This is a genomic window from Pseudomonas asplenii (assembly GCF_001293465.1).
GTDB lineage: Bacteria > Pseudomonadota > Gammaproteobacteria > Pseudomonadales > Pseudomonadaceae > Aquipseudomonas > Aquipseudomonas fuscovaginae_B.
This window is the reverse complement of the sequence record NZ_JSYZ01000006.1, coordinates 66,386-92,964: the sequence shown is the minus strand read 5'-3', so window position 1 is coordinate 92,964 and position 26,579 is coordinate 66,386. Positions and strand designations below refer to the sequence as shown.

23 protein-coding genes, 1 other RNA gene and 1 pseudogene are annotated in these 26,579 nt (G+C 60.0%); 8 read left to right on the top strand and 17 right to left on the bottom strand.

Annotation, left to right across the window (positions count from 1 at the left end; all coding sequences use genetic code 11):
- The first annotated feature begins 106 nt into the window (after positions 1 to 106).
- Positions 107 to 1,789 carry an AMP-binding protein gene (locus PF66_RS09115; protein ID WP_054062508.1) on the top strand — a complete coding sequence of 561 codons (1,683 nt, stop codon included), beginning with the start codon at positions 107 to 109 and terminating at the stop codon, positions 1,787 to 1,789.
- A gap of 416 nt (positions 1,790 to 2,205) precedes the next feature.
- A complete protein-coding gene (locus PF66_RS09110) occupies positions 2,206 to 2,562 on the top strand; it encodes a hypothetical protein (protein WP_054062507.1) in 357 nt (118 codons plus the stop codon).
- Positions 2,563 to 2,631: 69 nt separating this feature from the next.
- On the opposite strand, the gene PF66_RS09105 is transcribed toward PF66_RS09110, so the two are convergent.
- From PF66_RS09105 to PF66_RS09070, 9 genes and pseudogenes are all read right to left on the bottom strand, one after another.
- A complete protein-coding gene (locus PF66_RS09105) occupies positions 2,632 to 4,392 on the bottom strand; it encodes a DNA/RNA helicase domain-containing protein (protein ID WP_054062506.1) in 1,761 nt (586 codons plus the stop codon).
- 314 nt (positions 4,393 to 4,706) lie between these two features.
- Entirely contained in the window at positions 4,707 to 6,608 is a 1,902-nt protein-coding gene (locus PF66_RS09100; RefSeq protein ID WP_054062505.1) for a DUF2075 domain-containing protein, read from the bottom strand.
- A gap of 29 nt (positions 6,609 to 6,637) precedes the next feature.
- Positions 6,638 to 7,021, bottom strand: a complete 384-nt coding sequence (locus PF66_RS09095; protein ID WP_054062504.1) for a nucleotide pyrophosphohydrolase — start codon at positions 7,019 to 7,021, stop codon at positions 6,638 to 6,640.
- A gap of 408 nt (positions 7,022 to 7,429) precedes the next feature.
- The gene (locus PF66_RS09090) at positions 7,430 to 7,927 is read right to left on the bottom strand and encodes a hypothetical protein (protein ID WP_054062503.1); all 498 of its coding nucleotides are present in this window, start codon (positions 7,925 to 7,927) and stop codon (positions 7,430 to 7,432) included.
- Between the two features lie 10 nt (positions 7,928 to 7,937).
- Positions 7,938 to 8,996: a hypothetical protein gene (locus tag PF66_RS09085; RefSeq protein ID WP_152972992.1), complete on the bottom strand. Its 1,059-nt coding sequence runs from the start codon at positions 8,994 to 8,996 to the stop codon at positions 7,938 to 7,940.
- An 80-nt stretch (positions 8,997 to 9,076) separates the two neighbouring features.
- Positions 9,077 to 9,265 (bottom strand): annotated as a pseudogene (locus PF66_RS33390) (site-specific integrase); the annotation flags it as partial.
- A 158-nt stretch (positions 9,266 to 9,423) separates the two neighbouring features.
- Positions 9,424 to 10,902, bottom strand: coding sequence for a Fic family protein (locus PF66_RS09080; protein WP_241494307.1), 1,479 nt, complete (start codon positions 10,900 to 10,902; stop codon positions 9,424 to 9,426).
- A 77-nt stretch (positions 10,903 to 10,979) separates the two neighbouring features.
- Positions 10,980 to 11,897: a nucleotidyl transferase AbiEii/AbiGii toxin family protein gene (locus tag PF66_RS09075; RefSeq protein ID WP_054062500.1), complete on the bottom strand. Its 918-nt coding sequence runs from the start codon at positions 11,895 to 11,897 to the stop codon at positions 10,980 to 10,982.
- A complete protein-coding gene (locus PF66_RS09070; protein ID WP_054062499.1) occupies positions 11,894 to 12,493 on the bottom strand; it encodes a type IV toxin-antitoxin system AbiEi family antitoxin domain-containing protein in 600 nt (199 codons plus the stop codon). The genes PF66_RS09075 and PF66_RS09070 overlap by 4 nt, the downstream gene beginning before the upstream one ends.
- Positions 12,494 to 12,865: 372 nt before the next feature.
- Between PF66_RS09070 and PF66_RS09065 the strand changes: the two genes are divergently transcribed.
- Positions 12,866 to 13,234 carry a hypothetical protein gene (locus PF66_RS09065; protein ID WP_054057151.1) on the top strand — a complete coding sequence of 123 codons (369 nt, stop codon included), beginning with the start codon at positions 12,866 to 12,868 and terminating at the stop codon, positions 13,232 to 13,234.
- Between the two features lie 176 nt (positions 13,235 to 13,410).
- Here PF66_RS09065 and ssrA read toward each other — a convergent pair.
- The 5 genes from ssrA to PF66_RS09045 all read right to left on the bottom strand — a co-directional run bounded on the left by ssrA (position 13,411) and on the right by PF66_RS09045 (position 20,232).
- Positions 13,411 to 13,799, bottom strand: a transfer-messenger RNA (tmRNA) gene (ssrA, locus tag PF66_RS31885).
- 85 nt (positions 13,800 to 13,884) lie between these two features.
- Complete coding sequence (locus PF66_RS09060; RefSeq protein WP_054057150.1) at positions 13,885 to 14,163, bottom strand: hypothetical protein; 279 nt, start codon at positions 14,161 to 14,163, stop codon at positions 13,885 to 13,887.
- Positions 14,164 to 14,399: 236 nt separating this feature from the next.
- Positions 14,400 to 17,237 (bottom strand): FAD-binding and (Fe-S)-binding domain-containing protein, encoded by a 2,838-nt coding sequence (locus PF66_RS09055; RefSeq protein ID WP_054062498.1) that lies wholly within the window; start codon positions 17,235 to 17,237, stop codon positions 14,400 to 14,402.
- Between the two features lie 85 nt (positions 17,238 to 17,322).
- Positions 17,323 to 18,468: an FMN-dependent L-lactate dehydrogenase LldD gene (gene lldD, locus PF66_RS09050; protein ID WP_054062497.1), complete on the bottom strand. Its 1,146-nt coding sequence runs from the start codon at positions 18,466 to 18,468 to the stop codon at positions 17,323 to 17,325.
- Between the two features lie 69 nt (positions 18,469 to 18,537).
- Positions 18,538 to 20,232 (bottom strand): lactate permease LctP family transporter, encoded by a 1,695-nt coding sequence (locus PF66_RS09045; RefSeq protein WP_054062496.1) that lies wholly within the window; start codon positions 20,230 to 20,232, stop codon positions 18,538 to 18,540.
- A gap of 261 nt (positions 20,233 to 20,493) precedes the next feature.
- On the opposite strand from PF66_RS09045, the gene PF66_RS09040 reads away from it, so the two are divergent.
- Positions 20,494 to 21,261, top strand: a complete 768-nt coding sequence (locus PF66_RS09040; RefSeq protein ID WP_054062495.1) for an FCD domain-containing protein — start codon at positions 20,494 to 20,496, stop codon at positions 21,259 to 21,261.
- Between the two features lie 207 nt (positions 21,262 to 21,468).
- Here PF66_RS09040 and smpB read toward each other — a convergent pair whose 3' ends face one another.
- Positions 21,469 to 21,951, bottom strand: a complete 483-nt coding sequence (gene smpB, locus PF66_RS09035; RefSeq protein WP_010447282.1) for an SsrA-binding protein SmpB — start codon at positions 21,949 to 21,951, stop codon at positions 21,469 to 21,471.
- Positions 21,952 to 22,078: 127 nt separating this feature from the next.
- On the opposite strand from smpB, the gene PF66_RS09030 reads away from it, so the two are divergent.
- A complete protein-coding gene (locus tag PF66_RS09030; RefSeq protein WP_054058265.1) occupies positions 22,079 to 22,513 on the top strand; it encodes a type II toxin-antitoxin system RatA family toxin in 435 nt (144 codons plus the stop codon).
- The gene (locus PF66_RS09025; RefSeq protein WP_054062494.1) at positions 22,506 to 22,820 is read left to right on the top strand and encodes an RnfH family protein; all 315 of its coding nucleotides are present in this window, start codon (positions 22,506 to 22,508) and stop codon (positions 22,818 to 22,820) included. Before PF66_RS09030 ends, PF66_RS09025 begins: the two co-directional genes overlap by 8 nt.
- 110 nt (positions 22,821 to 22,930) lie before the next feature.
- On the opposite strand, the gene PF66_RS09020 is transcribed toward PF66_RS09025, so the two are convergent.
- Positions 22,931 to 23,461 carry an outer membrane protein assembly factor BamE gene (locus PF66_RS09020; protein WP_054058263.1) on the bottom strand — a complete coding sequence of 177 codons (531 nt, stop codon included), beginning with the start codon at positions 23,459 to 23,461 and terminating at the stop codon, positions 22,931 to 22,933.
- Positions 23,462 to 23,559: 98 nt separating this feature from the next.
- Here PF66_RS09020 and fur point away from each other — a divergent pair, with 98 nt between their 5' ends.
- Positions 23,560 to 23,964 (top strand): ferric iron uptake transcriptional regulator, encoded by a 405-nt coding sequence (fur, locus tag PF66_RS09015; RefSeq protein ID WP_026145177.1) that lies wholly within the window; start codon positions 23,560 to 23,562, stop codon positions 23,962 to 23,964.
- 88 nt (positions 23,965 to 24,052) lie between these two features.
- Here fur and recN read toward each other — a convergent pair whose 3' ends face one another.
- Entirely contained in the window at positions 24,053 to 25,726 is a 1,674-nt protein-coding gene (gene recN, locus PF66_RS09010) for a DNA repair protein RecN (RefSeq protein ID WP_054058262.1), read from the bottom strand.
- 239 nt (positions 25,727 to 25,965) lie between these two features.
- Here recN and grpE point away from each other — a divergent pair, with 239 nt between their 5' ends.
- Positions 25,966 to 26,532, top strand: coding sequence for a nucleotide exchange factor GrpE (gene grpE / locus PF66_RS09005; protein WP_017904117.1), 567 nt, complete (start codon positions 25,966 to 25,968; stop codon positions 26,530 to 26,532).
- Positions 26,533 to 26,579: the final 47 nt, after the last annotated feature.

The following is a 26,579-nucleotide window of genomic DNA, read 5'->3' as shown; positions in this document are numbered from 1 at the left end:
GCTGTGGGATTTCGCGTCCTCCGCGGTTTTGTACTTCACTGCTTGGCATCCTCAGGCAAGGCCTCCCCGCCAGGACGGCACACAAGTACAAGATCGAGGGGACACCATGACTTCACCCAGCTACACCCGCGGCCGACAGGACAAGCCGCTACTGGCCATGACCATTGGCGCCGCATTCGACCAGACCGTGGCGCGCTTTGCCGAGCGCGAGGCATTGGTGGTGCGCCACCAGCAGGTGCGCTACAGCTGGGCGCAACTGGCCGAACAGGTCGACCGCTGCGCCCGCGCGCTGCTGGCGATCGGCATGCAACCGGGCGAGCGCCTCGGCATCTGGGCGCCGAACTGCGCCGAGTGGTGCATCGCCCAGTTCGCCAGCGCCAAGGTCGGCGTGATCCTGGTCAACATCAACCCGGCCTACCGCGTCAGCGAACTGGAATACGCGCTCAAGCACTCCGGCTGCCGCTGGCTGATCTGCGCCGACGCCTTCAAGACCAGCGACTACCACGCCATGCTCGGCGAACTGCTGCCGGAACTGGCCGGCAGCGCCCTGGGCGCCTTGCACAGCCGCCTGCTCCCGGAACTGCGCGGCGTGATCAGCCTGGGCCACAGCCCGGCCGCCGGCATGCTCGGCTGGGCGGCGCTGCAGGAGCGCGCCGAGTGTGTCGCCGCCGAAGACCTGCGCGCCTGCAGCGCGCAATTGCAGTTCGATGAACCGATCAACATCCAGTACACCTCCGGCACCACCGGCTTCCCCAAGGGCGCGACCCTCAGCCACTACAACATCCTCAACAACGGCTACCTGGTCGGCGAAAGCCTGGGCCTGACCGAGCAGGATCGCCTGGTCATCCCGGTGCCGCTGTACCACTGCTTCGGCATGGTCATGGGCAACCTCGGCGGCCTGACCCACGGCAGCACCCTGATCTACCCGGGCGACGCCTTCGACCCGCTGACCGCCCTGCAGGCGGTGGCCGAGGAACGCGCCACCGTGCTGTACGGTGTACCGACCATGTTCATCGCCGAACTGGACCACCCGCGCCGGGCCGAATTCGACCTGTCCAGCCTGCGCAGCGGCATCATGGCCGGCGCCACCTGCCCGATCGAAGTGATGAAACGGGTGATCGGCGAAATGCACATGGTCGAAGTGCAGATTGCCTACGGCATGACCGAAACCAGCCCGGTGTCGACCCAGACCGCAGCCGATGACGACCTGGAGCGCCGCGTCGCCAGCGTCGGCCGCACCCAGCCGCACCTGGAGAGCAAGATCATCGACGAAGCCGGGCGCATCGTGCCGCGCGGGCAGATCGGCGAACTGTGCACCCGCGGCTACAGCGTGATGCTCGGCTACTGGAACGACGCCGAGGCCACCGCCCAGTCCATCGACGGCGCGCGCTGGATGCACACCGGCGACCTAGCGGTGATGGATGAGGCGGGGTACGTGAGCATCGTCGGGCGCAACAAGGACATGATCATTCGCGGGGGCGAGAACGTGTACCCGCGGGAGATCGAGGAGTTTCTGTTCAGGCACCCGGCGGTGGCGGATGTGCAGGTGATCGGGATACCGGATGAACGCTATGGCGAGGAGATTGTGGCGTGGGTGAAGTGTCATCCGGGACATAGTGCGGGTGATGAAGAGTTGAAGGCGTTCTGCAAGGGGAAGATCGCGCACTTCAAGGTGCCGCGGCATTTCCTGTTCGTGGAGGCGTTTCCGATGACGGTGACGGGGAAGGTGCAGAAGTTTCGGATGCGGGAGATGAGTTTGGAGAGGTTGGTGGGGGAGAAGGTGGGGTGAGGGCTGTCTCCGATTTTTACCCCGACTGATGTCGGCGTTTTCGAGCGGGTAGGTGAGAGGTTTTCCCTTCTCACCTATGGCTCGATGGCGTCTCGTAATGAGTAGAAATAGCTTTCAAAATGAACTTACTTTTCCTACGTGATTTAGGCGTGGGAGAATATTGTGTGCGCCAATGACCGTGCCTACATTCTCGATGTCGCTGCAAATTCAGCGATATGGGTTTCGCAGCCCGTGTAGTGTCTTGGCGCACAGTGCCGCGTAAGCGGCTTTTCTTTGCCAGCGTTATGGCGGGCTGTGCGCAGGAGGCTTATGCCTGCCGGTTTCCAAGATCACCGGTCTGCGAACCTGCGTACAGTTCGCCACCCTTGGTTTCGCAGCCAGTGTGGTGATCCCCTTAATGATTTTGGAGATCCACCATGGTGAAAAAAATCACTCCTGATCCACCTTCTGTTTCCAATGAACCTCTGGAATCGAAGAGACCTGATGCGGCCAGATTGCTTGATAGCCTCGCGTTGACCCTCTCTAAAACCGTCGATCACAGTGATCCGCTCTGTACCACGATTTTTGCTATTCAATCCGGTGTTACGGCTCATGATGCGTTGAGCTATGTGTCGAAATTGCTGGAGGTTGCTGAGCTGAACGGTGATGAGATCAGCTTGCATGAGAACCCGGTGGAACGGACGTTGTTCTGGGGAATGCTGCATTCAGTGGAGGTGGCGAAGGCTGTGGTGGATGCTTTGCTTGAAGGATCGCCGCCGTCGCTGGATGTTTGATTGATCAACACAAGCATGAAGCCGCCTCAGTAGGGCGGCTTCTTCGTTGCAACTGTCAAAGAGAGGATGTCAGTGACCTCTAACTTTCGCTGTGATGTTTGTGAGCATAAACTGTTGCAGTGCCGGATCGACCGCGTACAGCACAACTCCTCGACGAGCCCTAGTTAGAAGTACGTAATAGATGTTTCGAATGACTTGTTTGCGTACGGCAGGATCTGTTCGCATATTACTCAGTCTCTTGTCCGCGTTGCAGCTGGGCTCAATTTCGATTCGACCATTTCTCAGGACGATGTCCGGTCCAAGAATGACCCCTACATAGTCATACTCAAATCCTTGTACCGTATAAATGGCACCGACTTCCTCATGGTATCCGACGAGTTGATTCCACTCCTTGAATGCCATTTTCTGGTTCCAGCGAGCCTGCCATGGCCCAATATGGATGTCTGTGCCTACCCCGGGCGTGCGCTCCGTCTGCCAGTGCCAGCAGTAACCCGCCACGATTCGGCCTGATGCATTGCCTCGGGCCTGCGCTCTCAGGTGGTCCTCCATGGCTTGGGGGGATTCAGCCACCTGCACTGAGAATTCCGGTACTGATGAATACGCCTGGGTTGCTGCTCCGAATACCAGATCGTAGACCCAATCCACATAGCTGTTGGCGCCACGACATCTCAACTGCTCGTCCAGTACATGGGTTATCACGTGGTAGCCACGTGCATGGGCCATTTGCTGGATATCATCGCTGCGGCAGTTCTCCTCTGGACTGATCCATTGAGAATCATCGATGAAAAAGACAATGAGGTGCTTGTTGTCCATCAAGCCTGCGGCTGTTGCTTTTGTCAGGCGATGGGCTTCATCAACGACCAGATAAGGAGTGACCGCCTTGCCATTTACCGCGAAGTCCAAGCCTTTTATGCACTGGCCGATAGCGGCTGACTTGACGTAGTACTTAGGATTCTTGCCCAGCTTCATGAGGTGCTGCACAAGCTTCATGGCGAGAACGGTTTTTCCGGTGCCGACCAATCCGTGGATGATTACGCAAGTATTCGTCTGTGCCTGTTGCACCAGTGGCGCAATCCTTTTGAACGCATGCGTTTGCTGACCAGTCGCCTTGAAAAGGTCACTGCAATTGAGTTTTTCGCTGAAGTTCAGGATAAAGGCGTCCGAGTACTTTCTCTGTGGCGAGGTCAGGTGGGCAAGTGCCTGTGTCGGACGCTTAAGTCGGGATAGCAGCAGTGCGGCATCCAGTTCTCCATGGTTTAGAGAGCGGAGCAAGGAACTGTTGACATGTGAGCTGAACTCATTGGCACGCAACACTTCCTCTTTTGGTTTTTCCTGGTAGTTATGAAGAAAAACCAGTGTGTTGATGATGGGCTTGAAGTCTCCGAAGTTGAGCGCATGCTCCAGCGCCGATCGGTAGATATTCACTTGCTCACAGGGGTGTTTGCTTGTGTAAGGATCGGTGGCGGCAACCTCCAGCCAGGTGACGCCGTGTTTGCCGTGCAATGTGACGGAACCTTGTGTCCATTGCTTCAACTCGATGACGATGATTTCCGGACCCGCTTCGCTCTCGCCTACCAGGATGCAATCGGCACGTTCAGAGCCAATCGGCATCGGATACTCGATCAGGATATGCCCCCGGAGTGGCGGTTGCTGTTGCTGGAGCAACTTGGCAAGTTCAGGTAGGGAGTTCCTCCAGGAGCGGATTTCGGATTCCGATAGTTTCGAATCGGGAAACGTCAAGGCGAAGTCCTTGCACAGTTTTTTGATGAACTCCGGATTGGCTGCGTTCGAGCAGAAGTCTTCGATCTTGAGGGTCGCAAGAGCCGCCATTGTCACCACCCAATGCCGAATTCATGACTCAGCGCCAATGCGTCAGGCGCACGAAATTGAAGCCAGCCCAGGCTGCTGGTTAATTGCTCAAGGGCTAGGCGGATGGTTTCTGGGAGCTGGGAGCTGGCAGCAATGGTCACGAAGATTCCTGTGGTGTTGAGCAGGCGAAGCTGTGATGGCCACTATTTCGCCTTTATTTCGGATGCTCGACACCTTACTTCCTACATACATGATGAGGAAGTGCGTACGACATTTCTATGTTAATTGAAAGGGGATTCATTGGGCCCCGATGGGCCCAAATGAGAGCCATTGCACTAGGCCGAGAGTGCTTTGGAACGAGCGGAGGTATCCGGCTTGCGTACGAGCAGCCGTTCGCGGAAGTATTGGGCCGTTTCTTCATCTGTGCAGTACAGGTAACAACCCTTCATCCCGCGGGTCATCAGAGTCCTGTAGGTGTTCTTGATGATCAGGTCGAGTAGCTGCCGCATCTTTTCCGGCTCGGCTTTCATGAGCTTTTTGTAGCCGAAGACCGAGCGATCGTTCTTGTCTCGCTGCTCCGGCACCGTCACCACATTGCCTCCCCGAATGATCAGGTCCGGGCCGATGATCACGCCGATGTAGTCCACCTCCAGGCCCTGACAGGTGTGGATGCAACCCACCTGTTCGACAGAGTTCTGCGCAATGATCCAGCGCTTCTCGTCTTCCTCCAGATTCCACTGGCGGCGGTAGTGCTCACCAATGACGATATCGTCGTCGCTTGCCCGCTTCTTGCTGTTCCAGGGCCAGCAGTAGCCGGCGACAACACGAGCCTTGTTGTTGCCGTTCTTGCTCTGGATCGCGGCATGCATGGCTTGCGGTGTATCGAATACCTTGAACTCGTATTCCTCGGTGTCGAGATGCCGGTTTGCTGTTTCCCGCACTTGGAGTGCATTGTCGAGCCAAGCCAGATAGCCATCCGAGCCGCTGCAACGGAATTGCGAGGTGAGAACGTATTCCTCGACCTCGGCACCGCGTGCCTTGGCAAAAGCGCGGATTGCTTCGCGATTGCCGATATCTTTCAGCGTGACGCGTTGGTCTTCGTCGATAAAGAAGATCGTGCAGTTCGCGGCATTGATCAGTTCCTTGATCTGGTTATCGCCTTTCTGGCCGTAGAGATCGCTTTTCTCGGTCAGGCGATGGGCTTCGTCCACCACCAGGAAATCGAATGCGCTGGTGGATGACTCCATGAACGAGCCGGAGCCGGTAAACAACTGCGAAAAATGGCTACGGGGCAGGGCGCCGGTCAGCTTGCTTTCGTACACCTGCCGAGGGGCGGAGTTTTTCGACACGTATTTGCCCACCAGCCCGCGACTGGTGAGGTTGACCAGCAGGTTGAGTGCCACCACGGATTTACCGGTACCCGGCCCGCCCTCGATGATCACGACTTTTGGGCGCTCCGTCGAAGCGCCTGTCGCAGCGGCCATGCAGTTCTCATGGATTTCTTTCTGGTCGTCGATAAGAACGAACTCGGCCTGCTTTTTCAGCAGTTTCACCAGCGAGTCGGCTAGAGCCTTCGACGGGCGAATGGGGCTCGCCATCAGTTCATGCAGCACGCGCTTTTCATCGCCCTTGGCGATGTACTGCTTGATGAACGCCCGCATACGGGCCAGTTCATCCTTGCCTTTCATGAACAGCGGGGCCTTGTTGATGTAGGCCTGGTAGTGAGGCCCGTCAATGACGTTATCTGGCATGTAGTTGTGCAGATAGGCGCAGGCATGCACTTGGATGCCGCCGGAATACACGGCTTCGTTGAACCCTTCCAGTAGCGAGGCATACGACCAGGCCTGATAGGACGGGTGCACGGTTTCCCGGATCTTGCGGCCTAGGAGGGTTTTGACAATGGCGTCCTTGGATGTGGCACTGGCTTCAGCCCATTGTTTCAGCTCAACCAGCACCACGTTTTGCTTGCCGCTGGCATCCATGCCGGTCAGGGTGATGTCGATACGCTTGGAGGTCTGTGGGATGTGCAGCTCAATGGCCACGCCGATGTCATTGGGGATTTCTCCGTCGCGCAACACCCGTGACATGGCTCCGAGAGAGTTCTTCCAGGCGTTCATTTCTGCGGCTGCGACGATCCGGCCGGTGGCTGACTCGAAACTACGGAGGATCACGTCCTCGATATCGTCGTTATCGTTGTCTGCCAGGAACTGCTGTTTGGTCGCTTCGTAAACGATCAAGATCCTTCTTCCTTACTGGAGCCGGGCAATCAGAGTTGGTCGTATTTCTTTGCGCTGTTTCGGGCCTTCTCGACCGGGTACTTCTCGCCGTTGAGTTGCAGCTTGCGTTGGGCCGCGGCGTTCAGATCGACGCCAAGCACCGAGGCCAGGCGTACCAGGTACATGAGCACGTCAGCCAGCTCTTCTTCGACTGCCTGGGCGGTTTCGGGCGTGCGGGCGGCGGCCTTGGACGCGTCTTCGGTGAGCCACTGGAAAATTTCGGTCAGTTCTCCGACTTCGCCGCTCAGGGCCATGACCAGATTCTTGGGGGAATGGAACTGGGCCCAGTTACGGTCGCTGGCGAATTTTTCTAGGGCTTGAGCGAGTCGGGTGGTGTCGACGAGCTGGGTAGAGGTGTGGCTGGGTGTGGTCACGGAGGTGTCCTGTGGTGTCGAGCAGGCAAGGGCGGGAGGGCCAGTATTTTGCCTTTAGTGCGGATGCTCGACACCATACTTCCTACAGTCAATATGAGGAAGTACGTACGACATTTCTTTGAGGCATGAGGGAAATTGTTGGGTTTGTTTCAGCATGACCTGCTTGAGCAAGGCTGGAAATGGAGAAATAAATTTGTCCCCATTTCCCAGAGTTCGGAAGGTGGGTTTGCCGGGCGCTTACCCAGGGGCCGGGCTATGGTGCGAAAGGCGGAGTGTGGCGAAAGGCGAGCCCAGAAACGACAAAACCCGCACAAGACGGGCTTTGCTTGAGGAAACTGGGGGATTTGAATCCCCGTCTAGCCCTTATGATCAGCGGCTTCCAGCCTCAAGGCTGGCATAAAGCTATCATTAACGAATGTCGGAGTTTTTTTCTTGCACTTCTCGCCGCGTGTGCAGGTCATCGATAAAAAGGTAGTTGGCATAGATTACGCTGAACACCGCAGAGCACTGGACAAGCGTGAGAAAAATTACAATCGCTATGCTCGCAGATTTTATCTCCTCGCGATATTCTAAAAAAAATGGAGAGCCCGTTATTAAAAGTTTTCCAAGATAAATTAAAGTAATGGATATTGCTACAGATCCTGACTCCATTATGCTGCCGACAATGCTTTCAAGTCGGCGAGTTTCCTGCATTGTGGCTGTGAAGTCAGCAATTTTTATCTTGTCAGGGTCTTGCAGTCTTTTGATCGCAATAGGATATACGAATGCTATCCATATACCCATAATTGTGAAGATCATTCCTGAGATAGATAGTAGTGTGTTGCAGTAGTCCTTGAAATCTGAGTAGCTAAACTTTAATCCATAAAAGTATGCGGATGCGCCTATGATGATGGAAGTTATAGCCATTATGCATAATCTAGCCATTCGCGAGGACCTGTTTTCTCAACATGTCTTTTTTGATTGGGGATAGATACCTTTCTCGATCCTCTTTTATTTTAGCATAAATTTCATCGGCCTTGAAAATTGGCTGATTTTTGTCATCTAGAGAGATGTGTTCCGTTAATCTATACTTGCTGGCCCATACAATGGTGTTTGACTTGTCAAGTACGAAGCCTACATCTTCCCATGACTTTACATCATGATCGGCTGCATAAGTCTCTATGATATATTCGATCTCTTGAACAGTAGGTTTGGCCTCTACACGTAACTCTACTTGGCGAACGGAGTTGTCTTCGGCGGAGATGTAGGGTACTTCAAAATTTTTGAATATTCTTGCGAACCCTTTCCTCTTGTTTACCTCTTTAATCGAGACGGTTTCGCGTCTAACTATCTGTGTTACCTTCCGCGCCAGCTCTTGCATCTCTGCAGAGGAGGTGGAAAGGGATTTCATTGATACGTCAAACTGAAAGTAGTATTTAAACTTGTCGTCCTTAATTTCAAACAGCGTAAAACCTTTTTCTGTTGTGGACGTGACATATTCAGGTAGCGGTACTCGAAAGTTTATACAGCCGCTCACCCAATCCTGGAACATTGCAGAGTCAGTTCTTGAATTGTCAAATTTTATGGAGGCAACCATGTCAAGTTCTGGTATTACCCAGTAGTAGCATGGTCGCCCCCAGATCATTTGTTTGTTTCCTTTGGTCTTTGTTTGCTCAACGACTTGCTCGATAGACCCATCAGGGTTTACCGTGATTCCATACAGAGGGCCGTGACGATCGGAGTCGCCTTTCCATAAAACCAAGAAAAAATCGCCATTGCTCTCGTCGTGGTGAATGGCGTGACAGTAACAGTGAGTTTTATTTCTTTTCTTGGAAGAATCCCAGGGGTTGGTAGCTTCGAAGTTTCGATCTTCTTTCCAAGATTTTAGCTTCGCAAAAGTTTCTGCTAGGTCCAAAGCAGCCGGAGTTTCTCCGAAATGACGATACAGCCCACATTTATTTACACTGAAGAAATTAATATAGCCACTCTGAAGCATTCCCAAAATCCTTTTATGAGGTTTGCCTCAAATTACCATTGATGGTGGCTAAGCGCTATTGGTTGCGGTGGTTTTCCGAGCTACGTCAGCCCGAATAGCGTCCCTGCCCGCCTACCGGAGTCATCGCCAGTAAGAGGTATCCACCTACCATAGACTCTCGCAATCATTGTCCAGTCGCTGTGTCCCATCTGCTTTGCCACCTACATCGGGTGGTCGCCGGCAGAAAGCATCATCGAGGCGTAGGTGTGCCGGGTCCGGTACGGGTGACGGGAAACGGGGACGCGGGAAACGGGGACGGATCTATTTAGAGGGCTGCGGTAGATGCAGCAGAAGATAGGAGTTTCAGCAGCCGGGCTCTTCGCGGGCAAGCCCTGCTCCTACAGTCGTAGCTGTGACATGGCGTGAAGAGGGGCGACGTTAGTACCCCTCAATGCCCATGCGCCGCTTTCCAAGCGGCGAACTCAGACGGCCGCAAGCCATAACGCGCCAACATCCCCTCATGCAGCCGCCGCAGTTCCTCAATCAGCAAAGCCCTGACGTCGGCTTGTTCGGGTTCTGGAACGCTATCGCTCACAACTTCCTGGATCACGCTGAGCGGATCAAGTTCGGGCTGTTGAATGACCTCACGGATAGCCTGCTTGATGAGATCACGCCACGCCAATCGCAAAGGATCCGGCTCGACCAAATCCTGCTTGATAGCCAGGTATTCCTGCGTCGAGCGCTCATAGGCCCAGACATACAGGTCCCGCAGCAATTCCACTCGGGTCATCTCATACACGCCAAGTGTGGCCCGGCTGTAGGCCTGCTCTGGCACATCCAGAAAGGTCAGTGGGCACAGGTTGGCGCGGAACAGCGGCAGGTTCGCGGCCAGGCGGGAGGTGCGTTTGTTGATGTCGGCGAAGGGCTGCAGGTAGGGCAGGTGCACCATGATGAAAAAGGATTGTTCGAACGGGTCGCGAATCTGGTTGGCCTTGCCCAGCAGTATGTCCAGGGTGTCTTCGAGTTGCTGGGGGGGAGACAGCGGGCGGTAGACGCTTTGGCCGATGTCGACGGCATGTTGTCGAACCCGTCCCTCGTCCGAAGGGTTGGGCAGCAGGTTTTCCGCCAGGGCGCTGTGCAGGTTCATCACGGTGTAGCGATTGAACTCGGCACTGTCGATATTGGCGACCAGCAGTTCGATGGCCGTCTTGTGGTTGAGGATCATCTGGGTTTCGATGGCCGCTTTGCCCTGCGCGGTTTTGCCATGCTCGATGAGTTCACGGGTATCGAGGCGTGAGTAGGTGTTGCCCTCCAGGTGGCTCGAGGCCCATGACAAGTCGATCAGCAGCCGATTCAGAATGGCGCGGCTGTAGGTGCCGGCCGGCTCGTTGAGTTCGGTGGTTTTGCCCATCTTGTGCAATTGGCGGCGCAGCGGCTCGGACAAGTACCAGGTCGTATTGGGTTGGTAGTCGTCGAGAAATTCACGCTGGTAGCCCACGGGCTTGCGTGCTTGCGGGGGCAGGTTGATGTAAGCAAGCACCTCCTGGCTGTCGGCGGAGAGAGGAATCGCGCTTGGGAAAACATCGCTTGGCGCGTTCAGTGGCTCCGTACTGGCTGCCGCGGCGCTGGCGCTGAAATAGCGGCGGGCCCTACCTTCACCTTGTGCAGTGATTTGGCCGCTCTCGATGAGCTTCGCGATCAGGCGCTGGGCGCTGCGCCTGGCAATGCCGTCGTGCTGCGCAAGTAGCTCGGCCAAGGTCAATCCATGGGTGGATGCTTGAATGCTGCTCAGTAGTTCGGTGCTGGATGGCATGGCTGTGTTGGCGCGGTTTGAGAGGGGGGATGGCGCGATTTTGGCGCAGTTTTTGAAACTGCGCCAGTTAGGTTGGCGCAGTTGGCGCGGTTTTCGAAAACCAGAGGCTGTCACGACCTGTTCCCTAGGAAGCGCCAGGCGGAAAACGGGGACGTACGGAAAACGGGGCGCATTTATTTTCGCGCTAAACGTTAACCAGCCCTCATTGGTAACCACGGACCGCCAGCCTGCCAACCAGTCGGGAACATGGCGTTGGCACTGGCCGCCTCAATGACCGGCAACATGAAGGTGGTCAGCTCTGCAATGACATCGTTCAACGCCAGAGCTTCCAGTCGATTCTTTCTCAGGAATGCCTGCCACTGCGTTTGTTTCTGTGGATCTTGCGCAAACGCATGGGTGAGCCCCAAGGGGGCGTGCCCACTCAGTGCGGTCTTGCGACGTTCGAATGTTGCCTGAACCGCTTGGCGGAGGATGTCTCCGTCAAATTCCGTGTGCCGCGCCAGAATCCACAAGTCGAAATAATCCTTCATGCGACTGTTGGCGATACCGAGCGTCGACAGCGCCTCGAATTTTTCGGCGACGACCGTGTAGCGGGGATAGACGCGCAATTTGGGTGCCGCGAACTCTGAGAGCATGACCGGGTACTCGACTTCCTCCGGCCCAGGTGTCACGGCATCGCCAAACCCGATGTCGACCTGAATCAGGCAGCGCGCGCCATCGATCACACCACGCAGCATGACGCGCACACCGGCATAGTTCGCCTCTTTGCGGAGCTCGGCAGCGTGCACGGTGTCGGGCTCAAAGATCACGCCATCGTTGGTTTCGATTGTGCAGAGTTCCTTGAAGAGGTCTTCGATGTGCGGTAATTGCGCCGAGCCAAAACCCAGGAAGTCAGCATCTCTCGTCGGGCGGTGCGGGATGTCGAACCACAGGTCAAACAGCAGCGCGCCTTTGAGCAGGAACTGATTCGCGTGTTTCGAGATACTGATCCGGTACAGCAGACGCTCAATGGCATAGCGTGTGAGGACCAGGTTGAAATCCTGCTTGGTCGCGCGTGCTCGGTTGAGCAGGCGGGCTCGCACCGAGGCCGCGATGTTTCGTTCCGTCATGACAGACTCTCCATGTAGGGTCGCATCACGTTGGCCACGCGACACAGGGTTGCATAACGCCAGAGTTCATCCATGCCGGCCCGCTTGGATCGCCAAGCCTCCTGCAGCGCTTCCAGGGCTACATCAAGGCCGATCTTGTTGCGAAACTTGAAGCAGTCGGCCACGGTCCGGGCGACGTTGGTCACGCGCATGCTCACGCCATCGACCTGATGGTCTTCGATACCATCGGTCAATGCGGCGCCGGAGAAGCGCACGATTCGCAGCGGCGGATAATCCATCTTCGGCGCACGGGCCTTGTTGGGAATGGCGAGCCAGACTTCGAATGGCGACTGCGTGGTGAGATCGTGCACGCGCAGCGCTGACAGCAGGCAGATGATGGCCTGCGGATGTTTGCGCGCGACTTCGGCCAGCGTTCCATGTTCGGACACGGTGCGATCAGGCCGGGCGTACAGGCCGCGGCCTACGCGGGTCAGTAGCCCCTGACGAACCAGCCGCGTGAGGGCGACACGGGGCAGCCCATACTCGGCGAGATCACGTGGGCGTATCAGGCCGCGCCGGGTGGCGAGATCCAGAATATGCTGATGGGAAGTTTCCATGCCTCATGATGTTGCATTTCGTCGGTAGTTGCCAATAACTACCGACGAAATGCAACGGCCTCTTTACGAGCAAGCTGGATCGCTGCATCACCAGCTCCCACAGGTGAGCGGGGTGAGGAAAGTGGCGCAGTTTTGGCGCAGTTTTTGGAACTGCGCCAGTTAGGTTGGCGCAGTTGGCGCGGTTTTCGAAAACACGGACTGAGGCCAGGAATGGCAAGCAAGCGCAATCGAGATGAAGTGACCGAACAGGTCATTCAGCGGGATGCTTCCTGATACGTATCAAGGCCCAGCTCAAGAAAGCATCTCCATAGCCGACCTGTGGATTCGGTTATCACCGTTTTGTGCCAATGGAAAATTTTCAAAGGAGAAATCATGCCACGCCATTTTTCGCTGAGCTGTCTGGCCGTTGTTTTGACCACAAGCCTGGCCGGCTGCGCCACCTCGACCGCCACCGGCTCTGCGAACATCGATTATTCGCAGCAGCTTTATGAGAGTACCCGTTTCGAGAAGCCGGGAATTGCTCCTGCCGTGCAGGTCGGCAGCTTCAAGGCCGATATCGACGGCTGTGAAGTGCAGGCGCAAAAACACTATGAGGAGTCCCTGGCGAGCAGCAAGAAACTGGCGCAGCTCTATGGTCAGAGCATCAAGCCAGAGGTGTTGCTGGAGATGAAGCGTAAGCAGGTGGTGAGCTGTATGACCGGGGCTGGTCAGGATGGCAAGGGCTGGACGGTAGTCAAGTAATTGCCCGGTTCGGCCCCTTTTTTTGAAAGATGAAGGTCGGCGCAGCAGGAAGATCAGGTTGCGGCGGCTGGCGTATTCGCGGGCAAGCCCGGCTCCTACAGGGGAGCGGGGTATGGGCGAGAGGCAAACGCCAGAAACGACAAAGCCCGCACAAGGCGGGCTTTGTTTGCTTTGTTTGGTGGAGCCGGGGGGATTTGAACCCCCGTCCGCCAGTACTCCGCTGTCGGTCCTACATGCTTAGCCGTGTCTATTGAGTTAACCCTCAGCGACCCGACGGGCAGGGTGCTTTGGGCGAGTTGTGTAAGTTTTAGCCACTTCGTCCACAACGTACTACGCGGCGATTCTGTTCTGTATGACAATCATTTCGGGTTTACAGACATCCCCTGATGATTGCTGGGCCCGAAGGCACCAGAAGTGCATGTCAGCTGCAATTAAGCAGCGAGAGCAGCACCGTATTGGTCGTCGTTGGCAACTATAGAAGTTGCAACAGTGGATTAACGAGTTCTGTTACCAACTCGGCATGCACCTAGAGTTTCGCAACCAGCGTCGAATCCAAAACGGCCCCGAACCGGCTTACTTCTCAGTAGGCAGGATCAGTGTACGCCACTGTGGCTCGAAAGGCCATCCCAAAGCGTGGCGTGCGGTTTTGACTAGCCGCCTTTCTGGCTGTTCTGGATCTGCTGGATCGCGCGCTGGGTGATGGCGATGCAGTCCTTGGTGCCTTCGGCGGTGTTTTTCGCCTGGGCGGCCTGGGCCTGCTGCACGCTGTTGGCGATTTCGCCCTGCAGGTCGGCGGCGAGGATGGTGGTCTTGGCGTTGTTGATGGTTTGCAGGTTGGTGGTGCACAGGTCTTTCTCGCCATCGGCGAAGGCCGGGGCGGCAAGGAGTGCGGTGACTACGAACAGGCCGGGCAGTACGGAACGTTTCATGTGGATCTCCTTGAACCTGGGGTTCAGGCTGCGAGGTTGCCGAAGTGGCAGGGAGGCCCCGATTGGTGGCGGCTTGCTCGGTAGACTGCGCGGGGTGTTCAAGGTTCTGTTTTTGTTGAGCGCGGTGGGGCCTGCAGGAGCGTGGCTTGTCGGGGCCCTAACCGCCGCGCAGCTTTTTAGCGGTTTCGAGGGCGCATTCGCGGGCAAGCCACGCTCCTACAGTTGTATGGTCGCGTTTAGTCGATGGTGGTGGTCAGTGGGGGGAGGGTTTTCAGGGGCCGGGTGACGCGATCGACCAGGTAGACCAGGCCGTGGTAGTCGATGCCGCCGTGCTGGCTCAGGCCGATTTCGCAGGTGCGGCTGGTGGAAATGCCTTCTTCGCAGTACTGCACCGCATCCTTGAGGGTGCGCAGCGAGTGGGCGTTGAGTTCCGGGGTGGTGAAGCCCTTGTCGCCGGCGAATCCGCAGCAGTGGATGCCTTCGGGGATCACCACGTTGTGGCTGCAGCGCCGCGCCAGGTCGATCAGCGCCTGGCTTTCCCCCAGGTGCTGGGTGCTGCAGGTCACGTGGACGGCAATCGGCGCGTCCTGCGGGGTGAAGGTCAACTTATCCACAAGGTGCGTGCGAATGAAGCGCACCGGGTCGTAGAGGTCGAGGCGGCTGTCGCCCAGGTCCTGGACCAGGCGCAGGGTACACGGGCTGGTGTCGCAGTAGATCGGGTCGAGGCCGCCGCGGCTGGCGTGCAGCAGGGCGCCGATCAGTTCCTGGCGCTTGTGTTCGGCCTGTTCGACGTAGCCCTTGGAGGCGAACGGCTGGCCGCAGCACAACTGGTCGGTGTTGTCCGGGAACACCACCTGGTAGCCGGCCTTTTCCAGCAGCGAGCGGGTCTTGTCGAGCAGCGAGACCTGTTCCTTGTCGCCCGCCGCCGGGCCCATCACCCGTGAGACACAGGCGGCCAGGTAGACCACCCGTGGGCGTTCATCGTTGACCGCCGGGCTGAAGCGCACCGCGCGCTCGGGTTGCGGCATGGCGTTGGTCCACAGGGGCACGCGACCCTTGGACAGGCGGGTCAGCCCGGCCGACAGCCGTGCCAGGCGCGGGGCGCCGAGCAGCATGCGGGCGCCGTTGGCGACGTGCAGGGTGAAGCGCGCGCCTTGCAGCGTGGTGGCGAAGTTCGTCGCCAGCCAGTCGGCGCGCTTCACCTGGGTGGCTTCGCGGCCGCGCAGCTTCTTCACCAGCTCGCCGGTGTTGATGCCCACCGGGCAGCGTTGGGCGCACAGGCCGGTGGCGGCGCAGGTGTCGATGCCCTGGTAGTGGTAGGCGGCTTCCAGTTCGGTGGTGTCGATGCCGGCGCGCTTTTTCGCCTGGATATCGCGCCAGATGACGATGCGCTGGCGCGGGCTGAGGGTCAGGCCCTTGGATGGGCACACCGGTTCGCAGAAGCCGCACTCGATGCACTTGTCGACGATCTCGTCGGCGGCCGGCAGCGGCTTGAGATTTTTCAGGTGGATCTGCGGGTCGTCGCTGAGCACCACGTCCGGGTTGAGGATGCCCTGGGGATCGAGCAGGCGCTTGATCGCCCACATCAGTTGGTAGGCGTCGCTGCCCCATTCCTGTTCGACGAAGGGCGCCATGTTGCGCCCGGTGCCGTGCTCGGCCTTGAGCGAACCGCCGAACTCCACGGCCACCAGTTGCGCCACGTCGTCCATGAACGCCTGGTAGCGGGCGACTTCCGCGGCGCTGTTGAAGCCCTGGGTGAAGACGAAGTGCAGGTTGCCTTCCAGTGCGTGGCCGAACAGGATCGCCTCGTCGTAGTGGTGCTTGTCGAACAGCTCGATCAGGCGGTTGACGCCGATGGCCAGTTGTTCGACCGGGAAGGTCACGTCCTCGATGATCACCGTGGTGCCGGTCTGGCGTACGGCGCCGACCGCCGGGAAGGTGTCCTTGCGGATCGCCCAGAGCCTGGCGTTTTCCGCCGGGTCTTCGCTGAAGTCGACCTGTTTCTCTACCGGGAAGCTCGCCAGCGAGGCCATGATCTGCGCCAGTTGTTCGTGCAGCAGCGACGAGCTGGCGGCGCGGGATTCGATCAGCAGGGCGCAGGCGTTGTTCGACAGCTCGCGCACGAACGCCGGCATGCCGGGCTTGTCCTGCACCGAGCGCAGGCTGCGGCGGTCGAGCAGTTCGACGGCGGACACCGGCTGGCGCTTGAGCACGGTGACGGCGGTGCAGCAGGTTTCCACGTCGGGGAAGACGATCAGCGCCGAGGCCTTGTGCGGGTGGTCGACCACGGTGTCGTAGGTCACCGCGCTGATGAAGCCGAGGGTGCCTTCGGAGCCGACCAGCAGGTGGCTGAGGATGTCCAGCGGCTCGTCGAAATCCACCAGGGCGTTGAGGGACAGGCCGGTGGTGTTCTTCAGCCGGTACTTGTGGCGGATCTTCGTGGCCAGTTCGCTGTTGGCGCGGGTTTCGCGGGCCAGGGTCGCCAATTGGTCGAGCAAGGCACCGTGGCTCTGGCGGAAGGCCGCGACGCTGGCCGGGTCCTCGGTGTCCAGGCGGCTGCCGTCGGCCAGCACCAGGCGCAGGCCGGCCAGGGTGTGGTAGGTGTTCTGCGCGGTGCCGCAGCACATGCCGCTGGCGTTGTTGGCGACGATGCCGCCGATCTTGCAGGCATTGATCGAGGCCGGGTCCGGGCCGATCTTGCGCCCGAACGGTGCCAGCCAGGCGTTGGCCTGGGCGCCGATCACCCCGGGTTGCAGGCGGATCTGCCGGCCCTCTTGGCGAATCTCGCGGCCGTTCCAGTTGTCACCGAGGACGATCAGCACCGAGTCGCTGATGGCCTGGCCGGACAGGCTGGTGCCGGCGGCGCGGAAGGTCACCGGCACCTGGTCGCGGGCGGCCAGCTTGAGCAGGGCGACCACTTCGTCTTCGGATTCGACGCGGATCACCAGTTGCGGAATCAGCCGGTAGAAGCTGGCATCGGTGCCGAAGGCCAGGGTCGAGAGCGCGTCGTCGAAGCGGCGCTCGCGGGGAATCAGCTGTTCTACCGAGCGGAGGAACGGGGTGGGCAGGCTCATGCAAACTCCTAACGAGGCCGTTGGCATCTGGCGTGCCCTGGCCGGCCCCGTTCAATCAGGCGGTAATTCGTGCGGGCGCGACGGTTCAGGCGCCCAGTTCACGGACCAGCGAATCACGGGTGATCTCGCTGATCGACTTGGCACCGGTAAGCACCATGGCAACGCGCATTTCCTTCTCGAACAGCTCCAGCAGGTTTTTCACGCCCGCTTCGCCGGCGGTGGCGAGGGCGTAGAGGAAGGCGCGGCCGATCAGCACGGTGTCGGCGCCGAGGGCGATCATGCGCACCACGTCCAGGCCGCTGCGGATGCCGGAGTCGGCGAGGATCTTCAGCTCGCCCTTCACCGCATCGGCAATGGCCGGCAGCGCGCGGGCACTGGACAGCACGCCGTCGAGCTGGCGCCCGCCATGGTTGGAGACGACGATGCCGTCGGCGCCGAATTTCACCGCGTCCCTGGCATCCTGCGGGTCGAGGATGCCCTTGATGACCATCGGGCCGTCCCAGAATTCGCGGATCCACTCCAGGTCCTTCCAGGAGATCGACGGGTCGAAGTTGGCGCCGAGCCAGCCGATGTAGTCGGCCAGGCCGGTCGGGTTGCCGCGATAGCGCGAGATGTTGCCCAGGTCATGGGGCTTGCCCAGCAGGCCGACATCGAGGGCCCAGCGCGGGTGGGTCATGGCCTGCCAGACGCGGCGCAGCGGCGCGTTCGGGCCGCTCATGCCGGAGTGGGCGTCGCGGTAGCGGGCGCCGGGGACCGGCATGTCGACGGTGAACACCAGGGTGGTCACGCCGGCGGCCTTGGCCCGTTCCAGGGCGTTGCGCATGAAGCCGCGGTCTTTCAGCACGTAGAGCTGGAACCACATCGGCCGGTCGATGGCCGGGGCGACTTCCTCGATGGGGCACACCGAGACCGTCGACATCGTGAAAGTGATGCCGTGGGCGGTGGCCGCGCGGGCGGCCTGCACTTCGCCACGGCGGGCGTACATGCCGGTCAGGCCGACCGGGGCCAGGGCCACCGGCATACTCAGGGTTTCGTTGAACAGCCGGGTTTCCAGGCTCAGTTCGGACATGTTCTTCAGCACGCGCTGGCGCAGGGCGATGCCGGCCAGGTCCTCGACGTTGTGGCGCAGGGTGTGCTCGGCGTAGGCGCCGCCGTCGGCGTAGTGGAACAGGAACGGTGGCAGCTTGCGTTGGGCGGCTGCGCGATAGTCGGTAGAGGCGGAAATGATCATGGGAACTCGCAGCGTGGGTTGACGGGTAACGGCTGCCGGGACCGTCGACGGGCCCCGGCACCTATCACGTTAGTGCACCAGCATGCCGGTGAACACGTAGGCCTGGGCCAGGGTGATCAGGCCGACGAGGGTGGCGAAGAACAGACTGTGCTTGAGCGTGAAGCGGAACAGGTCGGATTCCTTGCCCACCAGGCCGGTGGCGGCGCAGGCCACGGCGATCGACTGCGGCGAGATCATCTTGCCGGTGACGCCACCGCTGGTGTTGGCCGCGACCAGCAGAGTGTCGTTGACGCCGATCTGGTGTGCGGTGGTGGCCTGCAGCGAACTGAACAGCGCGTTCGACGAGGTGTCCGACCCGGTCAGGAACACGCCCAGCCAGCCGAGGAACGGCGAGAAGAACGGGAACGCTGCGCCGGTCGCCGCCAGTACCAGGGCCAGGGTCGAGGACATGCCCGAGTAGTTGGTGACGAAGGCGAAGGCCAGCACCATGCCGATGGACAGGATCGGCCAGCGCAGCTCGTAGAAGGTCTCCTTGAAAGTGGTCAGACCAGTTTTGAAGTCGATCTTGAGCACCAGCATCGACACCAGGGCGGAGAAGAAAATCGCCGTGCCGGTGGCGGAGATCGGGTCGAGCTTGAACACCGCCGGAATCGGCGTCGGGTTGGCGACGATCGGTGCGGTCTTGATCACCAGCTGGTCCAGGTGCGGTACGGCGAAGCTGAAGACGCTGCTGTACATCGCGCCGCCGGTGGCGAACATCGCCTTGAACGACTTCAGGGTCCAGATCGTCACCAGCACGGTGAGGATCAGGAACGGCGACCAGGCCTTGAAGATCTGGCCCAGGCTGTAGGGCGAGGCCAGGGTGCGGCGTGGCTGGCCGAAGCCGCCGGCGCTGGCCGTGACGGCGGCGCCCGCGGTGGCACCGGCGATCTGTGCGCCGGCGGTGCGGCGTGGCTGCCAGACTTTCAGGAACAGGGTCAGGCTGATCAGGCTGGCCAGGGCCGAGGTGATGTCCGGCAGTTCCGGGCCGATGAAGTTCGAGGTGAAGTACTGGGTGATGGCGAAGCTCAGGCCGGCGACCAGCGCGGCCGGCCAGGTTTCCCGCACGCCGCGCAGGCCGTCCATCATGAACACCAGCCAGAACGGCACGAACAGCGACAGCAGCGGCAGTTGGCGGCCGGTCATGGCGCCGATCTTGAACGCATCGATGCCGGTGACCTGGCCGGCGACGATGATCGGGATGCCCAGGGCGCCGAAGGCCACTGGCGCGGTGTTGGCGATCAGGCACAGGCCGGCGGCGTACAGCGGGTTGAAACCCAGGCCCACCAGCAGCGCGGCGGTGATCGCCACGGGCGCGCCGAAGCCGGCCGCACCTTCGAGGAAGGCGCCGAAGCAGAAGCCGATCAGCAGGACTTGCAGGCGCTGGTCGTCGGTGATCGACAGCACCGAGCTGCGGATGATTTCGAACTGACCGCTCTTGACCGTCAGTTTGTAGAGGAACACCGCGGCGACGATGATCCAGGCAATTGGCCAGAGGCCGTAGGCGAATCCATAGCCGGCAGCGGCCAGTGCCATGTCCACCGGCATCTTGAAGGCGAAGATCGCCACCAGGATCGCCAGCGCCAGGGTGATGCTGCCCGCCACGTGCCCCTTGAGGCGGAACACCGCCAGGGCGAGGAAGAAGAACACGATGGGAATGACGGCCGCGAGAGCGGACAGGCCGAGGCTGCCGAGCGGGCTGTAGAGCTGTTGCCAGGTTTGCATATGGGGTGGCCCCTAATTGTTGTTGGTAGGCGCAGATAAGTCGATTTGGGTAATTGGTAATACCAATTTACAATCGCTGAGCGCTAGGTTAAAAGCCTTGCAGGGCATGTGTCAATTTGCCGCCCTGAAACTTTCGTCGCACAGCGGTCGGGAAAAGGAACTGATCGGGTGATTCAGACGCTCTCTGGTGGGTGCTGGCGCGGCGTCAATAGGCCAGAATAGGCAGCCCCGGCAAGGGCTCGGGAGCGTGAGGAGTGAGTGATGGGGTTTGATCAGATTCGTCAGCGCCGTTTGTCTGACGATATTGTCGAGCGGCTCGAGGGGATGATTCTCGAGGGGACGCTCAAGCCCGGTGAGCGCCTGCCGGCCGAACGGGTGTTGGCCGAGCAGTTCGGCGTGTCGCGGCCGTCGTTGCGCGAGGCGATCCAGAAGCTGGTGGCCAAGGGGCTGCTGGCCAGTCGACAGGGCGGCGGCAATTACGTGGTGGAGACGCTGGGTTCGACGTTCAGCGATCCGCTGCTGCACCTGTTGGAAAACAATCCCGAGGCCCAGCGTGACCTGCTCGAGTTTCGTCATACGCTGGAGGCGTCCTGTGCCTATTACGCGGCGATGCGTGCCACCGAAGTGGATCGGGAACGGCTGAGGGTGGCGTTCGAGCGATTGCAAAGCTGTTATTCGCGGGCGGACGAGGTGAGTCGCGCGGAGGAGGGCGAGGCCGATGCGAACTTCCACCTGGCGATTGCCGAGGCCAGTCATAACGCGGTGTTGCTGCACACCATTCGTGGGTTGTTCGATCTGCTCAAGCGTAATGTGGTGACCAATATTGGTGGGATGTACAAGCAGCGCACAGAGACGCGCGACATGCTGATCGCGCAGCATCGGGAGTTGTACCTGGCGATCATCGAGGGGCGGGCTGAGCAGGCGCGGGAGGTGTCGAGCCGGCATATCCTGTATGTGCAGGAGGTGCTGGAGGAGGTCAGGCAGGAGGCACAGCGGGTGGCGCGGGCGGAGCGGCGCAAGGGGATTTGAGCAGGCGGTTGCGTTTGTTCGGGTGGGAGCGGTTGCCTTTGGATCGCAATCGCCAGCAGGCCGGCTTCCGCAGTGGACGGGCCGCACTCGGAATTGGTGTGCGGTACGGACCTGTAGGAGCAGGGCTTGCCCGCGAAGAAGGCCTCGAGGCCGCCAAAAACTTCGCGGGCAAGCCCGGCCCCTACATACAGGGCGGTGCCCGGGGCGTCAGTCTTCCTTGCCCTTGTTGCGCACCGCACGCTGCAGCTCGCGACCGGCGTCGCGTTCGCGTTCGGTATCGCGCTTGTCGTATTCCTTCTTGCCCTTGCCCAGGGCAATCTCGCACTTGACCAGGTGCTTGCTCCAGTACAGCGAGAGGCAGACGCAGGTGTAGCCCTTCTGCTGCACGCCGGCGAAGATCTTCTCCAGCTCGCGCTGGTTGAGCAGCAGCTTGCGCGTGCGCGTCGGGTCGGCGATGACGTGGGTGCTGGCGGTGGTCAACGGCGTGAAGTGGCTGCCGAACAGCCAGGCTTCGCCATCCTTGAGCAGCACGTAACTGTCGACCAGTTGTGCCTTGCCCGCCCGCAAGCTCTTTACTTCCCAACCGGCCAGGACCAGGCCAGCCTCGAACCGTTGTTCGACGAAGTAATCGTGGCGCGCCTTTTTGTTTTGCGCGATGGTCCCTGTAGGGTGTTTCTTCTGTTTAGCCATAGGGGCGGCATTATAGGGGGTTGCGCGTCCGTCGGCTACGGTGAAGCTGCGTGCTTGAGCGCGTAGGATGAATCCCGGACAATGCGCCCTCTTTTGTATGCTGCCCAGCCGTGGAATTGACGCTGACATGACGACCCATATTCAACGTTCGGCCTTGCTGCCCTATCCGGCGCAGGCGCTTTATGACCTGGTGAACGACGTCGCACGTTATCCGGAATTCCTGCCGTGGTGCTCGGCCTCCCAGGTGCTGGAAAGCTCGGACGTGCACATGCGCGCCACGCTGTCGGTAGCCAAGGGTGGTCTGAGCCAGCAGTTCGTGACGCGCAATACCCTGGTGCCGGGGCAGTCGATCGAGATGAATCTCGAAGAGGGGCCGTTCACTCAACTGCATGGTGTGTGGGTGTTCAAGGCACTGGGCGAGAAGGCCTGCAAGATCAGCCTCGACCTGACCTTCGATTACGCCGGGCCCATCGTGCGTGCGACGCTGGGGCCGTTGTTCAACCAGGCGGCGAATACCTTGGTGGATGCGTTCTGCCAGCGGGCGAAGCAACTTAATGGCTGAGTCGTTAGTGGCCATCGAGGTGGTGTACGCCGAGGTCGGGCGCCAGTGCCTGCTGGAGGTGTCGGTGCCGGCGGGGACGACAGTGCGGGCGGCGGTTGGCTTGTCGGGGATGGCCCAGCAGTTTCCCGGGGTCGATCTGTCGGGCTGCCCGTTGGGAATCTTCGGCAAGGTGGTGAGTGATCCCGAGGCCAGGGTAGTGGTTGAAGGGGATCGCATCGAGATTTATCGGCCGTTGCTGGCGGACCCGAAAGAGGTTCGGCGGTTGCGGGCGGAAAAGGCGGCCAGGGCGCGGGCGCAGAATTTGTAGAAGGATTGATTGTTCCCGCGCTCCTGCGTGGGAACGATCAACAAGGAGTCTTGCGCCGATTGGCAGGCAATAAAAAGCCCGGACATGCCGGGCTTTTTTGCGTCGCAATATTACTGCGGCGAGGTATCCAGCGGCTCCGGGGTCGGAACCGGCACGGTCTTCACGCCATCGACGTCTTTCTGGATCTGGTCGAGCAGCGAGCCTGGCTTGGCCGGCTTTTCCTTCTTCTTCGGCGTTTCGGTGTTCTGCGCCGGGGCTTCGACCGTGGTGCCGCTGTCCTTGCCGAGAATGGCTTCGTCACGGCTCACGCCGGGCATGAAGTCGCCCGCGAGGTTCACCAGCTTGTCGTCGTCACTGAAGATCAGGCTGACGCGCTCCTGCTGGCGCTCACCGCCACCCGGTTGCAGGCTGTACAGATAATCCCAGCGATTGGCGTGGAATGTGTCGGTCAGCAAGGGGTTGCCCATGATAAACCGTACTTGCCGCCGGGTCATTCCGGGGCGCAACTGGTCTATCATGTCCTGCGTGACGACATTGCCCTGTTGGATGTCGATTTTGTAAACCCCGGGGAATGAACAACCGGCGAGTGCGAGCAGTCCCACTAAGGTGAAACTGGTTAGCAAGAGCTTGGTGTTTTGCATCGGTGGGCGACTTCCACTATCTTGGCTGGGACAACGTAAACCCCGATCATACCCGTATTAAGAGAAGCTGCGAAGCAGCATCGGCGAGAAAGCTGACCATGGTTGAAAATAGCGAACTACGCAAAGCTGGCTTAAAAGTGACTCTGCCACGGGTCAAGATTCTACAGATGCTCGATTCCACCGAGCAGCGTCACATGAGTGCCGAGGATGTCTACAAGGCGCTGATGGAAGCTGGCGAGGACGTCGGCCTGGCGACGGTCTACCGTGTACTGACCCAATTCGAAGCGGCCGGGCTGGTGGTCCGCCACAACTTCGATGGCGGCCATGCGGTGTTCGAGCTGGCGGACGGCGGCCACCACGACCACATGGTCAACGTGGATTCCGGCGAGGTCATCGAGTTCATCAACCCGGAAATCGAGAAGCTCCAGCACGCCATTGCCGAGCAGCATGGCTACGAGCTGGTGGATCACAACCTGGTGCTGTACGTACGCAAGAAGAAGTAATCCTGCCGTGCGGATTCAGCTCCGGTGAAATGAACGAAGGCGACCCCAGGGTCGCCTTCGTGTTTTTTGTTACCTGAAATGTTGTGGCTCAGCTCTTGGCGGTGACCACCATCTTTTTCGCGTGGGCGATGGACTCCTTGGTGAGGTCGATGCCGCCGAGCATCCGCGCGACTTCCTCGACCCGTTCGGTCTTGCCCAGCTTGGACACGGCCGTGTGGGTCGCATCGCTGCCGCGCACCTTGTGCACGAATAGATGATGGTGACCCTGGGCGGCCACCTGCGGCAGGTGGGTGACGGTCAGGACCTGGCCGCGGTCGCCGAGGCGGCGCAGCAATTGGCCGACGATTTCCGCAGTCGGCCCGCCGATGCCCACATCCACTTCGTCAAAGACCAGGGTCGGTATGCGTGAGGTCTGCGCGGTAATCACCTGGATCGCCAGGCTGATACGCGACAGCTCGCCACCCGAGGCGACCTTGGCCAGGGCCTTGAGGGGCTGGCCGGGGTTGGCGCTGACCAGCAGCTCGACCTGTTCCAGGCCATAGGGCAGCGGTTCGTCGCTGGTATTGGCGTGCAGCTCGATGCTGAAGCGCCCGCCGGGCATGCCCAGGCGCTGGATTTCCTGCTCGACCGCGCTGGCCAGGCCGGTGGCAGCCTCGCGACGCAGTTCGCTGAGTTCGCGGGCGCGCTCCTGGTAGTGCCGGGCGTAGGCGGCCAGTTCTTCGCCGAGGCGTTCGATGGCCTCGTCGTTGGCGTTCATGGTTTCGATTTCGTCCAGCAGCTTCTGCTGCAGGGTCGCCACCTCGGTGGGCTGGATGCGGTGCTTGCGTGCCAGGGTGTAGATGGCGTCCAGGCGCTCTTCGAGATACTGCAGGCGGCCCGGGTCGGCGTCGAAGTGGTCGACGAAGCGGTTCAGCTCGCCGACGGCTTCCTCTACCTGGATCTGTGCGCTGGCCAGCAGGTTGGCGGCTTCGCCCAGGGCGCCGGAGCCGTTGCTGACGCTGGTCAGGCGGTTCAGGCAGGTGGTGAGGGCGTGGAGCACGTTGCCCGAGTCGCTTTCGCTGCACTGCTCGACCACCTGCCGGCAGACGCCGAGCAGCGTCTCGGCGTTGGTCAGGTTCTTGTGTTCCTGCTCCAGTTCATCCAGCTCGTTTTCGCCGAGCGCGAGGTTTTCCAGTTCTTCGAGCTGATAGCTGAGCAACTGGTGGCGCGCCCGCTGCTCGTCGCCGGAGTTGGACAGGCGCTCCAGCTCCTGGCGGGTCTGGCGCCAGCGCTGGGCCGCGAGCTGCACCTGGCGGGCGAGGTCGGTGGCGCCGGCGTACTCGTCGAGCAGGCGGCGGTGGGTGTCGGTCTTGAGCAGGGACTGGTGTTCGTGCTGACTGTGGATATCGATCAGCAGTTCGCCCAGGGCCTTGAGGTCGCCGAGGGGGCAGGTCGAGCCGTTGATGTAGCCGCGGGAGCGCCCTTCGGCGGTAATGACCCGGCGCAGGATGCACGGCCCGTCGCTGTCCAGGTCGCGTTCGGCGAGCCAGTGGCGCGCCTCCGGGATGTCCTGCAGGTCGAAGGTGGCGAGAATGTCGGCCTTGTCCGCGCCGGGCCGCACCACGCCGCTGTCGGCGCGATCGCCGAGGGTCAGGCCGAGGGCGTCGAGCATGATCGACTTGCCGGCACCGGTTTCGCCGGTGATGACGCTCATCCCGCGGTCGAGTTCCAGGTCGAGGTGCTCGACGATTGCGTAGTTGTGTACGGACAGGTGCACCAGCATGAAGGCCGCTCCCAGGTTCAGGTCTGGTTATTTATACAGTGTTTTGATTTTGCCTGACAATGCCTGCCTTTAGTTCGATTCGCTTGAATGACCGGATTTTTTAGTGCGATCGGCGATGCATGGCCACCATCGATCGGGTGAAGAGCATGTTTTGGGCACTTGAACCTGGAAAATGCGGCCCCATATACGGGGGCAGAAGCGCGGGCCGAGCCCGCGGACGATATTGAAAGGAGGTTTTTATGGCTGACGAACAGAATCTGGATGCGCAAAATCAGGAAGCCAATCAGGCTGCCGAGGCTTCGAGCGATGACCTGGCAACCCGCGTGCAGGTGCTCGAAGAGCAACTGGCCGCTGCACAGGACCAGGGGTTGCGCGTAGCCGCCGACCTGCAGAACGTTCGCCGCCGTGCCGAGCAGGATGTCGAGAAGGCGCACAAGTTCGCCCTGGAAAAATTCGCCGGTGATCTGCTGCCGATCCTGGACAGCCTGGAGCGCGGCCTGGAGCTGTCCAATCCCGATGACGAAAGCATTCGCCCGATGCGCGAAGGTATCGAGCTGACCCTGAAGATGTTCCAGGACACCTTCAAGCGTCACCAGCTGGAAGCCATCGATCCCCATGGCGAACCCTTCAATGCTTCGCTGCACCAGGCCATGGCCATGCAGGAGAGCGCCGATGTCGAGCCGAACAGCGTCTTGAAGGTGTTCCAGAAGGGCTACCAGCTCAACGGTCGCCTGCTGCGTCCGGCCATGGTGGTGGTGAGCAAGGCGGTTGCACCGGTTTCGCCGACTATCGACGAGCAGGCTTGAAATCGGTCGTAGCGACCCCATCTATAAGTCAAGCGTTTAAGTGCTAC